Source organism: Methanosarcina sp., from assembly GCF_028693135.1.
In the GTDB taxonomy this organism is placed as follows: domain Archaea; phylum Halobacteriota; class Methanosarcinia; order Methanosarcinales; family Methanosarcinaceae; genus Methanosarcina.
Genome location: NZ_JAQUVZ010000007.1, coordinates 88,452 through 103,166, shown reverse-complemented (window position 1 = coordinate 103,166; position 14,715 = coordinate 88,452). Strand labels below are relative to the sequence as shown.

13 protein-coding genes and 1 tRNA gene are annotated in these 14,715 nt (G+C 44.9%); 5 read left to right on the top strand and 9 right to left on the bottom strand.

Annotated features, from left to right (window positions below):
- Positions 1-51: 51 nt before the first annotated feature.
- The 7 genes from PHF18_RS05395 to cofD all read right to left on the bottom strand — a co-directional run bounded on the left by PHF18_RS05395 (position 52) and on the right by cofD (position 7,629).
- Positions 52-666: an exosome complex RNA-binding protein Csl4 gene (locus tag PHF18_RS05395; protein WP_300099387.1), complete on the bottom strand. Its 615-nt coding sequence runs from the start codon at positions 664-666 to the stop codon at positions 52-54.
- Complete coding sequence (locus PHF18_RS05390; RefSeq protein WP_300099384.1) at positions 630-1,019, bottom strand: hypothetical protein; 390 nt, start codon at positions 1,017-1,019, stop codon at positions 630-632. The genes PHF18_RS05395 and PHF18_RS05390 overlap by 37 nt, the downstream gene beginning before the upstream one ends.
- 468 nt (positions 1,020-1,487) lie before the next feature.
- The gene (locus PHF18_RS05385; RefSeq protein WP_300099383.1) at positions 1,488-2,081 is read right to left on the bottom strand and encodes an METTL5 family protein; all 594 of its coding nucleotides are present in this window, start codon (positions 2,079-2,081) and stop codon (positions 1,488-1,490) included.
- Positions 2,082-2,235: 154 nt separating this feature from the next.
- Positions 2,236-3,243, bottom strand: a complete 1,008-nt coding sequence (gene dph2, locus PHF18_RS05380) for a diphthamide biosynthesis enzyme Dph2 (RefSeq protein WP_300099380.1) — start codon at positions 3,241-3,243, stop codon at positions 2,236-2,238.
- Positions 3,224-3,793 carry a hypoxanthine/guanine phosphoribosyltransferase gene (gene hpt, locus PHF18_RS05375; protein WP_300099377.1) on the bottom strand — a complete coding sequence of 190 codons (570 nt, stop codon included), beginning with the start codon at positions 3,791-3,793 and terminating at the stop codon, positions 3,224-3,226. Before hpt ends, dph2 begins: the two co-directional genes overlap by 20 nt.
- A 464-nt stretch (positions 3,794-4,257) precedes the next feature.
- The gene (locus PHF18_RS05370) at positions 4,258-6,351 is read right to left on the bottom strand and encodes an FmdE family protein (RefSeq protein ID WP_300099374.1); all 2,094 of its coding nucleotides are present in this window, start codon (positions 6,349-6,351) and stop codon (positions 4,258-4,260) included.
- Positions 6,352-6,705: 354 nt separating this feature from the next.
- Entirely contained in the window at positions 6,706-7,629 is a 924-nt protein-coding gene (gene cofD / locus PHF18_RS05365) for a 2-phospho-L-lactate transferase (RefSeq protein WP_300099370.1), read from the bottom strand.
- Between the two features lie 127 nt (positions 7,630-7,756).
- On the opposite strand from cofD, the gene PHF18_RS05360 reads away from it, so the two are divergent.
- The 5 genes from PHF18_RS05360 (at position 7,757) to PHF18_RS05340 (ending at position 10,978) form a co-directional block, all read left to right on the top strand.
- Positions 7,757-8,962: an HD domain-containing protein gene (locus PHF18_RS05360; protein WP_300099367.1), complete on the top strand. Its 1,206-nt coding sequence runs from the start codon at positions 7,757-7,759 to the stop codon at positions 8,960-8,962.
- An 18-nt stretch (positions 8,963-8,980) separates the two neighbouring features.
- Positions 8,981-9,361, top strand: a complete 381-nt coding sequence (locus PHF18_RS05355; RefSeq protein ID WP_300099364.1) for a hypothetical protein — start codon at positions 8,981-8,983, stop codon at positions 9,359-9,361.
- Positions 9,361-9,912 carry a UbiX family flavin prenyltransferase gene (locus tag PHF18_RS05350; RefSeq protein WP_300099362.1) on the top strand — a complete coding sequence of 184 codons (552 nt, stop codon included), beginning with the start codon at positions 9,361-9,363 and terminating at the stop codon, positions 9,910-9,912. The genes PHF18_RS05355 and PHF18_RS05350 overlap by 1 nt, the downstream gene beginning before the upstream one ends.
- Before the next feature lie 175 nt (positions 9,913-10,087).
- A tRNA-Pro gene (locus tag PHF18_RS05345) sits at positions 10,088-10,162 on the top strand.
- A gap of 387 nt (positions 10,163-10,549) precedes the next feature.
- Positions 10,550-10,978, top strand: coding sequence for a hypothetical protein (locus PHF18_RS05340; protein WP_300099359.1), 429 nt, complete (start codon positions 10,550-10,552; stop codon positions 10,976-10,978).
- Positions 10,979-11,157: 179 nt separating this feature from the next.
- Here the strand turns inward: PHF18_RS05340 and PHF18_RS05335 are convergent, their stop codons facing one another.
- Complete coding sequence (locus PHF18_RS05335) at positions 11,158-13,245, bottom strand: ATP-binding protein (protein WP_300099356.1); 2,088 nt, start codon at positions 13,243-13,245, stop codon at positions 11,158-11,160.
- Complete coding sequence (locus PHF18_RS05330; protein ID WP_300099353.1) at positions 13,235-14,575, bottom strand: DNA double-strand break repair nuclease NurA; 1,341 nt, start codon at positions 14,573-14,575, stop codon at positions 13,235-13,237. The genes PHF18_RS05335 and PHF18_RS05330 overlap by 11 nt, the downstream gene beginning before the upstream one ends.
- Positions 14,576-14,715: the final 140 nt, after the last annotated feature.

Sequence of the window (14,715 nt, the reverse complement as noted above, 5' to 3'; positions counted from 1 at the left end):
TTCGTCATAAAATGCTGATGCCTGTATAAGGTAAGAAAGGGAAAGAGAAATTTATTGGATTCCTTTCCCGTACTCGGTTGAAATCTTACGGGTTTCAGTCATATTGCAGACAGGGCATTTAAGCTTTTTCCCTTCCAGAACAAGATCTCCTCTACAGTTTGAGCAGTAAGCTTTTACAACTCCGAGGGAGTCTTCGGCTGTGGTAAGGCGCATTCTGTCAACTTCAATGACTCTGGCTCTTATAATATCAAAGGGTCTGAACTCATCTAACAGCCTCTTAACATAGGAGTCCCTTACATTTGAAACGTGGATATCCCCGGGCCTTAAGCTAACAATTTCCCTGTTTTCTTTTCCTTCAATTCCTGCAACTTCCACCATTGCCCCGGACTCGCGGACGTCAGTGATCCTGCCGTAGACTATGTCCCCTACTTTAAGAAGATTTGGAGTAAGAGTATTTGGCTTAACCAGGACCACTCGGGCTTTTTGGTCAATGAATACATTGCCTGTGGCAGTAGAATAAATGTCTCCAGCAATTACTGCTGTTCCGGAGCCAGATTTGAATTCCTCTGTAGTTCCGACAAGTTCTCCCGGAAGGACAAAGCCTCCTTTTTCAAGGTCTTCTTCAGATCTCACGGCTTCTCCGGCAGAAGGCCTGGAACCTGGCATTTCCTTCCCATCCCGGGAAGTTTTCTTAGGATATGGGAACCTTCTCTTTTTGTTAGGATCACCTTTGAAATGATCTGTGGGCTGGTCTCTAGACGGGCCCTTGAACTGATCTCTGGGCTGACCTCTAGGTTGACCCCTGGGTTGAGCCCTAAACTTGTCCCTTGCCGGACCCTTGAACTGATCTCTGGACTGATCTCTGGACTGATCTCTGGACTGAGTTCGGGGCTGGCTTTTAAACTGGGGCCTTGGTTCCCGCGACTGATCCCGAGATTGATCCCGTGGCGGATCCCTTTGGGAGCCCCTGCTGTCTGCAGCTGCTGGGACCGATTTATCAGCAATCGACTTTCCTTCACCAGGACCTGTTAATTTTTTCCTAGTAGTTTTATTTTTTCGGATTCTAATCATGATCCCTCATTCGAATTATCGCTATTAGTGGATATAGATAAGTCGTTTTAATAATTTTTAATTAGTCTTTATAGAGTTTTTGGCGGCAATCGAACTCATAGATAACTCATCTTCGGAAGGAATAGGAGTAAAATTTCCTTCCTTAGTATCTTCAAGTTAATTCTTCCCTTGCAGCATGGCGTAAGTTTCAATGCATACAGTATATCTTGTAAAGCATCCATCCAGCTTATTTCTTTCAGATTATTTATCCCGAAGTATCTGTTTACGCCATGGGTTTATTCTATGTGTTACGTATTTATCCTCTATACTATGACCTGTTCTCTATACAATAGAGTTATTAATTCCGCCTTTTAAAATGAAATATGAGATGTAAAGCTGTCAAACATGATGCCTTAAATGGCTCCTGAACACAGGCTTTATTCATGAACAGCGACCCTGTAAATCTCTACCTCAATAATTTCTCTTTCTTTTTGATGGAAATCGAAAGTCTTTTTTAGGGGGAATTTCGCAACGTAAGAGTGTGTAATGACCGCAGGCTTAATGAACTTTTGGATAAAAGCAAGGCTTCCGCGGTTGTGGATGGAATATATTATCTCACTTGTTCTTAATGCTGATGAAAGAAAAGGTCTGTCCCTGCCTTTAACTCTTGCCCCGAATGGAGGGTTCATAAGTGTGGTTTTTACATGCCCTGAGACTTCCGAAATATCGGAGCAAATGAACTCCACATCCACTCCAAGCTTCTCTGAATTTTTTTTTGCAACCTCAAGCGCCTTCGGGTCAGTATCATAACCCACGACCTCCCTGGCTCCCAGAAATTTTGCTCCGATTGCAAGAATACCGGTACCGCAGCCCAGGTCCTGGACCGATTCGTTAAGGTCTCCCTGCATATAAGCGAAATGGAGTATTTCCGCAGCAAGGGGAGAAGGGGTCTGGTATTGCTCCAGCTCAAGTTCGGGATTGGAAAAACCTTCGACTTCTTCAAGCAGAATTTCAAGTTTTCTCTGTTTCATATCTTTTGTTTTCTTCTCTGTTTTAGATCTGGCAAAAGGTTATACAAGCATTTGGTAAAAGGTTATACAAGCATTTGGTAAAAGGTTATACAAGCATTTGGTAAAAGGTTATACAAGCATTTGGTAAAAGGTTATACAGGCATCTGATAAAAGGTTATACAGGTTCCTCGGTAATTTCGTCCAGCACAAGCTTTTCCCATTCACGTTCTCCAAGCACGATCTCAAACTCCTGTGGGGTCAGCATAGGGGAAGGAAAACGTCCTACTTCATCCACAGCAAGCCGCGGACAGGCAGTGTTTACGAAAGCATCCACCTTGAACTGAAGGAGCTGGTCAGGAGTTACGAGATCGATAAGGATCAGGTGTGCTTCCTTTCCATGTTTTCTTGCAAGTTTTTTGAGAGAAGAAGCTAGTTCCATCCTTTTCTGCCCGTTTTTGCTTGAGACAATGATCCCGAAAACCTGCGCATCCAGAGACTTTGCAATTACCGCACTCCGCTGACGGAGAACCTTTGAAGGGTTAACCTCACGGACTTCCCCGGAAAAGGGATCAGCTGCAAGGACACGTTTTTTTGTGGAAAGGGATACCCCAAGGGGATGGAAGTCCCCGCTTCCGATATAAAGGTACTCATCACAATCTTCATCCCGCGCTGCCGAGAAATTGCAGCCGAGCACCTGCCCTGCATAAGCAATCCTGGAGTCCCCACGTCCGATAACGCAGGTTTTCCCAAGTTTCTCGAGCACACTGCATGCATCCGAAAGCTTATGGACATGCTGGACAGTGGTGATCAGCCCTATTCTCTGTCCTTTCAATTCCGGGACAGCCTTCTCAACAACAGGCCGGACATCAATTGAGGAGCGGGTTTCGATAAAGTACACTTTATCTGAAAGCTTAACGTCTTCCAGTTCCGCATGCCCAAAGTGGAAAAGAATATCAACATGGTCAAGGAGAGTCCGATCAAGGTCACACGCCCCAAAACAGGGATCTCCTGAGATGAGAATCTCAGCTCCGGTAGCTTCCTCAACAACTTTCGCAAGCTTCGGGCCTTTCCGTTTCAGCCCTTCAGGAAACTGAAAGCCCACAAGCTTTGCTTTCGTATCCTTTATTACGCTGATAATATAGTCAGGCCTTAAATCGAATGCTTCACTGATCCCCAAAGACATCCTTAATCTCCACACCTTTCTCACTCACATCAATTGTGACGAGAACCTTGGGTTTAAATCCGAGTTCCTTTAGCTTAAGATAACCGTCTCCGCGCCCTATAACGGAAATTACATCCGTTACCTCGACGCCCATATTTTTTAACGCCCTTACAAGGGCAAGAAGCGTTCCACCCGTACTGATAACGTCGTCAACGATAATTACTCTGTCTCCCTTTTTGAGCCCGTTTATATAGAGGACACCTTTCGAATAGCCTGTGCTCTGGGAGAGTTCCACTTCTCCTTCAAGGAAGTAAGGGCGCTTCCGGACGATGGTAAGAGGAAGTCCGGTTTTCAGGGAGAGGGCGTTTGCAACCGGAATGCCCATAGCTTCCACAGTCAGGATAGTGTCAACGTTCATATCTGCTATCTCTGCGATGTAATCGGCAATCTCCTCTACCATATGGGGATCAAGGGAAGGTACACCATCAGAAATAGGATGGATAAAATAGTTATACTCCCCTCGCTTCATCACAGGAGAATTAATTAGTGAATTTTTCAGTCTTTCAAGCATGGTTCTAACCTTTTTTGGCTGTCTCAATATTCCGGGAAGTAAAAACCCTGAAATTAGATCCTGTTCCCTCGAGAATACTGCATCTCGAAGCGGATACGGATATACAACACGCTACCGAGAAAGATAAATCGAGTTCAGGAAACATTGAAGTACTTGATATAACTTTGGTTTTCCAGATGCTATTTCTATTTACACCCTTGAGTGCATGCATCCGGGGGTGCAGGAGAATTTGTAATAAATAGTTATGTCAGTGTTAATAAATTTAAGGATAATAAAGGTAAAGGGATATGTAAAAAATCGTGAAAAATAAAAAATAAAAAAGAAAACAGGGTAAAAAAGAAAAGGGGTTAAAAAACCCATCAAAATCCTCCAATAGTCAGGAACTTGCCTTCAATAGTCAGCAACGGACATTTTGCCCTGTTTTAGACATATTCATCCAGCTCCCGATTTCAGAAAATCCATTTTCAGGCACTCACATTCCCTGGCGAGTTGAGCAGTCCAAGAACTTCATAGGGATTTGTATCTGCCAGTTCCATTTCGCTCAGGGTATCCCCATTAATGTCAATAACTGCGATTTCCGTAACAAGACCTTCCCAGTTATCCGGGTCCATAAGCCAGAGGTCCTTTAGATATTTTGAGACCCATGCAGGATCATTCTCTTTTGCCCCGCACTGTGCACTCACAAGATCAGAATCATATCCAAGCACCACTGCCTTAAGAGTTCCGGCATTTTTATCCTTAACAACGAAAATTCCGGCAAGAGAGTTATCAATTGCTTCTATTTGTTCGTCGGTCAATTCAGAGACCCAGATTCCTCCTGTTCCTGGGGTGGCATCCCAGCGCTTTAAGAAAACATCATCTTTACACCACTGAGGGGAGGAAAAGACCGTATAACTTACCCCATCCTCAAGCGGGTAATTATCTTCCATCCAGTTTGCAAGTACATAGCCACTTGAAACCCCAGGACAGAAGTGGTTGTGCAGTTCCAGGCACTGCATAAGTTCATAATCAAGATCTCCGGTAGCCCAGGCATTGGAAATTGTAAGGATAGCAAATTCACGCCCATCAAAAACCGAAGAGTTTACTTTTTCACTCCAGGCATCTATGGACTTCTGGTTTTTGGAAAGGGTGTCAAAGTCTATATTTTCCGTTACCTGATAGCTAATCTCAGTATCATCTTCGTATGAAACTTCGATATAAGTACAGTTCCCGCTGGATTTGTCAAAGAAGGCAAACCAGAGAGGGGCATTTCTTGCGTTCTGCACTGCAAGCAGGTTCTGTGTGTATTGTAACTCCCTTCCGTAAAACTCCGAATAGAAGTCATTCAGAAAAAAATCAGATTCTGCCGGAGAGCCGATATCCGTGATAATAAGAGTGTTTTCAGGGTTAAGGTCTCCAAGGCTTTCTTCGGCCTCGGCAAAAACCTGATCCATCAACTCCGAGTTATCAACTGAGGGATTGCCATTTCCTGCCGGGTTGAGCAGCCCAAGGACAACATAAGGATTAACACCCGACATTTTCATTTCACTCAGGGTATCCTCATCAATGTCAATGACTGCGATTTCCGTAACAAGTCCTTCCTCATCCCAGTTTTCCCTGTCCATAAGCCAGAGGTCCATCAAGTATTTCGAAAGCCAGGCAGGATCGTCTTCTTTTGCCCCGCACTTCGCATTCACGACATCAAAGTCAAATCCGAGGACTACTGCCTTCATTGTTCCGGCTTTCTTATCCGTAACCACAAAGATTCCGGCAGGAGAGTTCCCGATTGCTTCTATCTCTTCATCCGTGAGCGCAGAAACCCAGATCCCTCCTTTTCCAGGGGTGGCATCCCAGCGCTTTACAAAAACGTCTTCTTTGCACCAGTTAGGGCAAGAGAAAACCGTATAACTTACCCCTTCCTCAAGCGGGTAATTTTCTTCCATCCAGTTCGCAAGCACAAAGCCGCTGGAAACTCCTGGACAGAAGTGGTTGTGAAGTTCCAGGCATTGCATCAGGTCATAATCAAGATTTCCTGTAGCCCAAGCATTGGAAATTGTAAGGATGGCAAATTCACGCCCGTCAAACACCTTTGAGCTTACTTTTTCATTCCAGGCTGCTACGGACTCCGAGCTTTCGGAAAGGGTATCAAAGTCTATATTTTCTGTTACCTGGTAGCTGACCTCATTCTCATCTCCGTATGAAACTTCGATATAAGTACAGTTCTCACTGGATTTGTTAAAGAAAGCAAACCAGAGAGGAGCATTCCTGGCGTTCTGGACTACAAGCAGGTTCTCTGTATACAATAACTCCCTTCCGTAAAACTCCGAATAGAAGTCGTCCAGGAAAACATAAGATTCTGCAGGAGAACCAATGTCTGTGATAATGAGAGTATCTTCAGCTCCAATATCTCCAAGGCTTGCTTCGGCTGCAGTAAAAACCTGAGCCATCAACTCCTGGTTATCAGCTTCATGTGCCATCCCCGGTATGGAACCAAGGGAGAAAACAAGTATTGTCAGTAAAACAAAATCTATGATTTTTGTTTTTATTTTTCTATTAGCAATTAAACCTATTCCAATCATGCTTTATCCTCTACTACCCGTTAATCATTTCTTTAATCTTACAACAAAATAGCATTTGCAAGGAGATATAGCTTAACAAATAAGACAAAATTTCAATTTTATGTTTTTTAATGTTACAAAAGAAGAAAAAAATAATACATAAATCTTTCGAATTTTGTTAACGTTGAAGACCATATCAGCAGGGAAAAAAATCAGATCCGCAGAAAAACCCATATCATGAGAAAAAAGAAGGAAAAAGAAATTTACAGGAAAGAAAAGAGAGAATGAAGAAAAAAGAACAGAAAAAGGGAAAAAGAGAAAAGGAAAAAAATTAAAAAGGAAAAAAATTAAAAAGGAAAAGGAAAAAGGGAAAAATCATAATATGGTGTCGAAAAGTCCGACTACGAACTCTGCCAGTTCCCTGCTTTTCTCCGTTGAGGTCATCAAGGTATCTGCACGACAGGCACGGCAACCAAGCCTCTCAAATGCAAATTCGTCTGCCCTATCCCTTTCATCGAAAACAAAGACGTCAAGGAATTCCTGATAGTACTCCGCAACTCCCATAGAAGAGACTTCAAGCCCGCATGCCTTCATCAGCTTCCCGGCGGGGCCACTGACAGGAGCATTCCCGATTATGGGGCTAACTGCAATCACTTTTTTCTGTTTCAGCAGTTCCCTCATCCCTGGTAGGGAAATGATGGGACCTATGCTGGTTATGGGGTTGCTCGGGCCGATGAGGACTTTGTCGTCCTTCTCAAGGGCTTCCATGACCTTTTTAGCAACTGAAGCTTCGGAAACGCCTCTTATGTCAACTCCAAGCACATCGGGCTCTCCATGTTTTCCGATCCAGAAGTCCTGAAAATGCATAACCCCGTTCAGAGTCTCGATACAGGTAGAAACCGGGTCATCGGACATAGGAAGAATGTTTGCCTCGATCCCGAAAAGGGCTGCAAGCTTTACTGTCGCTTCCGTAATGGATGCCCCGTCCCGGATGAGGTTTGAGCGGATAATATGGGTTGCCCGATCCCTGTCCCCGAGCTTCATGCTTTCTTCGACCCCAAGCTCCTGCATGCGCTCATAAGTCCTGAAGGTATCGTTTTCTATGCCCCACCATTTCTTTCGGTCAATCTGGTCTGAGAAGAGATAGAGCACTGTATCAAGGTCTGGAGAGATCAGGTTCCCTGAAACCCACAGGTCTTCGGCAGTGTTTACAACAACAGTCAGTTCCTCCGGCGGGAGGATTTCCTTGAGCCCGTCAAGGAGTTTGGGAGTTCCGGTACCGCCTGATAATATGATCATGATAATAACCTTTCCCGGATTTATTCCGCCTTCGGGTGGCAGGTGCTTCTGCAGCTTATGCAGTATCAAAGTAATAGCATCAAAGTAATAGATACAACAATATATAATGACATCTGTCTAAAGAATAATGAAAGTCGTCCTTGATCCCGTACACGGTTACATCGAAATGGATGAAATAGTCCAGGAACTTCTGGCTACCCCACAGATGCAGCGCCTCAGAAGGATCAAGCAGCTTGGCTTTTCAAACCTCGTATATCCGGGAGCAAACCACACCCGTTTTGAACACTCCCTCGGAGCCATGCACCTTGCCTCCATGCTGATGAAAAATCTCGACTCCATTGGAGAAGATAAAAAAAAGGAGATCAGGGCTGCCGCTCTTTTGCACGATGTGGGGCATGGACCTTTTTCCCACGTAACCGAGAATGTTATCGACAAGTATACCCGGCACAGGCATGACGATGTAAAGGAAATTGTAGGGAAAGGGGAAATAAAAGAAGTACTGAAAAAGCACGGGATTTCCCCCGGGGACCTTGCAAAACATGTCAAAGGCGAGACCTCTTTAGGGCAGATTCTCAGCAGTGAGATCGATGTGGACAGGATGGACTACCTTGTCCGGGACGCTCATTACACAGGCGTTGCTTTCGGGATCGTGGACTACAACCGCCTGATCAACCAGATGCACTTTTACGAAGACAGGCTTGTTGTCGACTATGGAGGGTTGAAAGCTGCCGAATCTCTTCTGGTTTCCCGTTTCTGGATGAATACCTCGGTTTACTATCATCACGTGACCAGAATCTCGGAAGCAATGTGCTCAAAAGCCGTGGAGTATATGATCACAAATGGGGAACTTGACCCCTCCGGGCTCAGGCAAATGGATGACACAGACCTGACAGCAGCCATGCGAAACGCAAGCGGATATGCAGGAGAACTTGCCAGGCGACTGGATACACGCAAACTCTATAAGCGGGCGCTTTATACTGGACTTGAAGATGCAGGAAAAGGTGTGCTTAAGCACCGTGATAAAATTGAGAGAACTGAGAAGGAGATTGCAGAACTTGCAGGAGTAGACCCACAATGTGTGATTGTGGATATCCCAAAGACTCCTGAAATGCTGGAAATGAAAGCAATGATAAAAGCAGATCACAGGATGATCCCGCTTAATGAAGCTTCACATTTCGTATCAATCCTGCAGGAAGCCCATATGGATAACTGGAGAATGGGAGTATATAGCCCGAAAGAGCACTGCGAAGCCGTGGGAAAAGCTGCAAAGGAATACTTTAACGTAAAAAAAGCCACAAAACAATTTAAGCTGAGTGACCTGGAAAAAACTTAAAATACAGGAGTAAAACTTTTGTTTAAAACCACAAGGAAAGTCGGCAGTGTAGAAATCGTACTCGAAGCAAAAAAGCTCGGAGAAGACTACCTGCTGACCCTTACCGGCGGAAAAGAGCATGCAGGTGCAGTTGCAGTCGGGCTATTTGATGAAAAAAGCAGGAGAGCAAGCTCTTCTGTGATCACCCTGCCCGGACACAGGGAAGAGCAACTTGCCCTGGACAGCGCACGGCGGATAAGCAAGGCAACAGGAAAGACATCGGTATTTGTTGCCGGAATCCATGTGGACAATATCAGCCAGGAAGAGATAGGGGAAATAGTCTCAGCCGCAGAGGAGATGGTTGGAAGCTTCATTGCCTCCTGCGAAAAAAGTGACATGACAGCAAGGAGAAGCGAATAATGGAAGTAATTGTAGGAATCAGCGGGGCTTCAGGGGTACAGTATGGGATCCGCCTTCTTGAAGTACTGGCGAAAACCGGGATTAAGACTCACCTTGTACTGACCGAAGCTGCAAAACAGATAATCGAGATCGAAACTGATTACTTACCCATTGAAGTGGAAAAACTTGCAACCTGGAATTATTCCCAGAAAGACTTTTCAGCGCCTATAGCCAGCGGCTCTTACAGGACAGCGGGAATGATTATTGCTCCCTGTAGTATGAAAACTCTCGGGGCAGTTGCAAATGGGATATCTGACACCCTTCTTACAAGGGCTGCAGATGTCTGCCTGAAAGAGGAGAGGAAACTTATCCTGATGACTCGCGAAACCCCTCTTAATCTCATACACCTCGAGAACATGCTGAAGGCTAAAAAAGCAGGGGCAAGCATTCTCCCGGCATGTCCGGGCTTCTATTCCAGACCGAAAACCCTGGATGACCTCATAGACACCATGGCTGGCAGGGCGCTTGACCTTTTAGGAGTAGAAAACGACATCTACCAGCGTTGGGAGTGAGAAAAAAGGCTGAGGATCAGGAGGATCCCAGCACAAAGTCCAGAATTGGAGTAAGTGAACTACCCCACGCTGAAGCCTTGGAGCTTTCTGCCTGTCACAAGTAAAGTCAGAGTACAGGTGCATGTTCTAACGAAAGCTATATAAAGGAGAATCGCATTTGAGAGGAAGTACCCTTGGGATAGTAGGGTAGCTTGGTCCATCCTCGAGCGTTTGGGACGCTTGGACCGCGGTTCAAATCCGCGCTATCCCATCATTTTTTATCTTTTTTATAAAAGTTTTCATCTTTTAGATAAAATCCTGAACAGGAAATGACTGTTTAATAGTTTTATTACTTCGGTTTACAGCGTAAAAGATATTATTTTTAATAATTACAATAAAAAAATATTAATTTTTAAGTAATATCTTTATAAATGACGGGTAATTTTAAGGCAGAAAACAGATAATCCTGTTTTAGGTGTGAGTGAATAACTCCGCAGAACGAACTGATTTAGAATCATTTTAATATAGAAAAAAACTGATTTAGAATCATTTTAATATAGAAAACTTATTACTTATTTTAGGTGTGAATAAACTACTCCCTGGAACTCACCCATAAAAATTAGACTATGTGAGCCATTTTATGTAGGGGTAAAATATTATGAAACAGACTCTTGAAACATTAAAAGGAAAGATAGCCGAAAAAACCCTGACATCCGACGACATCTTTGCATTTACGGAAAGGCTGAAAGAAAGTATGCGAGAAGGAGCTCCGATTGTCAAGAACGTCTCGCCTGCAAACATCGACCTGATCGAGATATATGCATTTGCCCTGCAGAAGCTGGAGATGGCAAACGCGGACAGGGACAGTGGACTGAGGGCTGCGGACTGGAGAGAAAGTATCAATGACTTCAGCAAACTCAAAGCGTTCGTAGACAAACTGCAAGAGAGTGAGCTTATCAAAAGCGTTTCCTGGAATGTTGGAGGCATGGCAATTTACGACATCGTCAACAACGAAGCCTATAGAACTTATGTATACTGGAATATCCAGGCTGTTCTGGATAACATGATTCTTTTCGAAAAACTCTGAAACGGCAAAAAAAAGATAGACCTGAAGAAGACAAGACCTGAAAGGAAATGCCGGGAATAAAAATTGCCCGGCAGAGAGAAAAAAGTACATGCCTGTCCAGTAAGGGCATGTGCGGAGATTCCCTTTCAGGATCAGGTTTTAAACATTTTTGAATTTCCTTTTTTGTGGTATATATTCTCTTAGCGGTGCCTTACAACGCAGCTTGAAAGCCCGAGGATTTCCACAATATCACTGTTGTCAGGGCTGTGGATTATCATCTGCCCTTTTTTGAGATAGGGAATCCTGCGTTCGTACTCTTTGGGGACTTTTAAGGCTGAGATTGCAGCATCATTATTGAGGTTAAGGATCAGCTTTGTGTTAACCTGCTTGAAAACAGTGTCATCGATATCCTGAGGGTCCTGCGTGATCAAAAAGAGCCCCAACGCTTCTTTTCTTCCCTGGCGAGCTGCATCTGCGAAACGGGAGATGATAAGGCGGGCATGTTCCCCGTTAGCATGGGAAAGATAGCGGTGAGCTTCATCCAGCGCCAGAATAATTGGAGTTTCTTTGATGGCATCAATCCCTGTAGTATTGAGCTTGTTGTCAACAATCAGGTTCATGATTGTGAGCACTATGAGGTCCCTGATTCTGGGAGAACTTATGTACTCGGTTGGGAAAACCGAAATCTGCCCAGGCTTGAAAATTTTATCAAGGATTTCGGTAATGGGAGTTGCATCCTGGTCAAAAACCTTCGGGAAAAACCGACTACTTACTCTCCTTACAATTCCATCATAAGAAGCCTCATGCAGTTTTCCGCTGTCAACATAGTAGGAACGAGTACCTTCATTTTCAACATGGTTAATGAAGTTCAGGTATGTATGGGGAACGCTTGATTTGAAAAAGTCCCCCAGGAGCACTTCAAGCCCTATGTACTGAAGTTCGGACATCCCGGTTGCCGATATCAGCCAGGAGTTGTGCTTCACAAGGGAAAAAGGAATTGTAAACTCGATCTGTTCTGCCCTTGACTTATCCCCGGGATATCTCTGCCCGTCGACCTTTGCCACAAAAGCCTTTGTGGACTGAACCCTGCCGTAAGTGACATTTTCGGACTCAAACCTGAATTTGTCCTCTTCGGCCAGGGTTTCGTTATCCTCGAAAAGCTGAGAATATTCATCCTGAGGGTCCATGATTACCAGGCAGGGGTTTTTCTGGGCTTTGCCGGGAGAATTCCGCAGTCGATACCTGTTGGTTTCAGTCATGAACTGGCGGAGGATGTTTTTCGATAGAAACGTCTTTCCTGTTCCCGTGCTCCCGCAGATAAGCATATGCCTGAAAATGAGGGGGTCGCCCAGAAAATAGTCGTTTCTCAGGTAATAAGCAACTGTTTCGGGCTCTGAGTGAGTCTTTACAAGTTCTCCCCCAACACTGAGGTGCCCCAGGAAAACCCCCTCTTCCGGAATGTTCAGCCCTGTCTGGACTTCAAGCCGGTCCGTAACAGGCAGTATAGGAGTGTTCGGGCGGGGAATTCTGTCTGCCATCCTGCGCGTGAGCGCACTATCTGCTTTTTTCCGGTACAGGATGCAAAGGGGGTCAAGGCAGGCAAGGAACTTATAATCTGCCTCATTCATAGGGCTTGCCCGGGCATTCAGCATGCGTCTTGAGTGGATTTCAGTTGCATCATCTACTGCAAACTCCTGCCTGTACTGAAGTTTTCCGACCCTTGCAAAGAGCTTTTCTCCGCCCTCATAAGGCACGACAACATATGTCCCGAGCCTTATCTCGCTCCTGCGGGCAGAAGAAATATATCCTGTAATTGTAGCTCCCGAGTGGGTTATTTCCAGAGGTTCTATGCCAGTTGTGACAATCCCGAAAGCTTCATCCAGAGAGGGAGTAACTCTGCTGGTTTCGAAATCATAGCCGTCAAATGCTTCAAAGGGAAGTTCATCTTTTTCGGAAAGAGTGTGGGGGGCTGTAGTTGAGCCTATGGTAGAACCTGTATTTGAACCACCATTAAAAGAGTCCTGTAGATCGGCTTCCATTGGAACTTCAGATGAGGAAACAGGAAATGTTTCAAAATCCGGCAGCGAGTCCTGTCCGGAGGCTTCCGTAAGCAGATCCTTTTCCAGGTATTTCGTTTCCGGAACCTTCGCCTCGGGACCCTTCGCCTCATTCTCGGGACTTTCCTTTGGTCCTGTATTTTCGTATGATCCTGCATCCTTTTCAGGAGCAGAAGTCGGTTTTGACTTTTTGGAAATAAAAGCCAGAATATCGGAATCTTCATATTTCATTGATATTACCCCACCGAGTGTCATTATAAGAGGTATCAGGACTCATATTTTCAAAGAATTTATCGATTTCCTGCCTCTCCACTGCCCTGATTTTTGCGAGGTGGTCTGCCTTTGTGAGGGTAAGGGGAAACCCATTCAGAGAAAGGTCAAAGAGCACTTTTTTGGTAATTTGCATGCGCAGGGAATCATCCTTAATAAGCCCATAAGGAGCTTCAACCTTAAAAACCACATCTGTGGAAGGCACGTAAAGCATGAAAAAACAGAGGGCATAATCCTCAGGCGAAAACTTATGCCTGAGCTTTTGCGAGAGCGCATCCCCGGCTGCAAGAGGGGAAGTCCCGTTGAGCAGCTTCTCGTAAAACCTGTTGGGCTGTAAAAACCAGCTGGTGTAAGTAATGTAAGTATTTCTGGAACCATTATACTTACCGTTTTTCCCGTTATTTATCGAATTCCGTCCATCCTGTCCCTGCCCGGATGTGCCATCAACTTTGTTCGGGGAGAGAAGGTTTCGGAAAAACTGAGCATCAAGCATCCAGGGCAGGTCAAAACCTTCCCTTTTCTTCCGGACCCCGTCCATGATCTGCTTATCAATCGGATTTTTTACAAATCCTATCACAGGTTTCTGCTTTTCCAGAAAATGATCCATAATATCAATGTAATTCTGGAGGATTTTTCGGGCGTCATTATTCTGCCGGATTTGCACTTCCTCGTCGTCCAGCACCATCCAGTACATGAGCTGTTTTGGATAAAGAGGCCCGTCCATTATGAAAAAGCTCTCCGGTTCTAACAGATCCTTCATGAAAAGCATGTGTTCGGATTCTGCCAGGTACATGGCAAAACTATGCACCATATCAGGAGCCTTTCTTTTCAACTCGTCCGGAGCAATTGTAACAAGCTTTGCCCTTCCAAGCCCTTCATCAAAAGTTTCCCAGCCTGAAGTTGCACGCATTGCTATCTTCTGCGAAGAAGAATAAGCAGCACAAACAATTGTCCGGCACCTCTGGATATCAAGATCGGTAGGTGTTGCTCCCAGCCCGCAATGGCAAAAATCCACAAAAAGCCCACTATCATAGGTCTTGGGGTTTGTGCTCCCGCTGTCACAGGCATAAGTAACCGGATACGGGTCATCGCCCTGTGCCATCAGCTCGGTCCTGACAATCCCCCTAAAGAGCCTGCCCACAGCCTTCAGGATTACCTTCCCGTCAATCTTCAATTCGTCAAGCAGAGAATAAATGTCTGACGCCGTTTTCGACTCATCAAGCTCAAATGAACGATCAATTCTCTCTGCAAGCTCCGAGATCTTATGCATATGCACAGGCTCAAGGGTCATAGATAAAAGATACTTTAGGAGTGATATAAATTTGTTGAGTGGAAAAGGGGAATTGGCGGCAGATTGCCTGGAAAAAACTCTATCAGTAATTGTCGGACGGCCTGATTGGGGTGAGGTGGCCGCCCGCGATTTGATTTTTC

Bases quoted from the DNA above. Each gene is read 5' to 3' on its own strand.
- PHF18_RS05340 (WP_300099359.1), top strand. From the start codon at position 10,550: ATGAAACAGACTCTTGAAACATTAAAAGGAAAGATAGCCGAAAAAACC.
- cofD (WP_300099370.1), bottom strand. From the start codon at position 7,629: ATGATCATATTATCAGGCGGTACCGGAACTCCCAAACTCCTTGACGGG.
- hpt (WP_300099377.1), bottom strand. From the start codon at position 3,793: ATGCTTGAAAGACTGAAAAATTCACTAATTAATTCTCCTGTGATGAAG.
- PHF18_RS05360 (WP_300099367.1), top strand. From the start codon at position 7,757: ATGAAAGTCGTCCTTGATCCCGTACACGGTTACATCGAAATGGATGAA.
- PHF18_RS05385 (WP_300099383.1), bottom strand. From the start codon at position 2,081: ATGAAACAGAGAAAACTTGAAATTCTGCTTGAAGAAGTCGAAGGTTTT.
- PHF18_RS05395 (WP_300099387.1), bottom strand. From the start codon at position 666: ATGCCAGGTTCCAGGCCTTCTGCCGGAGAAGCCGTGAGATCTGAAGAA.
- PHF18_RS05350 (WP_300099362.1), top strand. From the start codon at position 9,361: ATGGAAGTAATTGTAGGAATCAGCGGGGCTTCAGGGGTACAGTATGGG.
- PHF18_RS05370 (WP_300099374.1), bottom strand. From the start codon at position 6,351: ATGATTGGAATAGGTTTAATTGCTAATAGAAAAATAAAAACAAAAATC.
- PHF18_RS05330 (WP_300099353.1), bottom strand. From the start codon at position 14,575: ATGACCCTTGAGCCTGTGCATATGCATAAGATCTCGGAGCTTGCAGAG.
- PHF18_RS05335 (WP_300099356.1), bottom strand. From the start codon at position 13,245: ATGAAATATGAAGATTCCGATATTCTGGCTTTTATTTCCAAAAAGTCA.
- dph2 (WP_300099380.1), bottom strand. From the start codon at position 3,243: ATGTCTTTGGGGATCAGTGAAGCATTCGATTTAAGGCCTGACTATATT.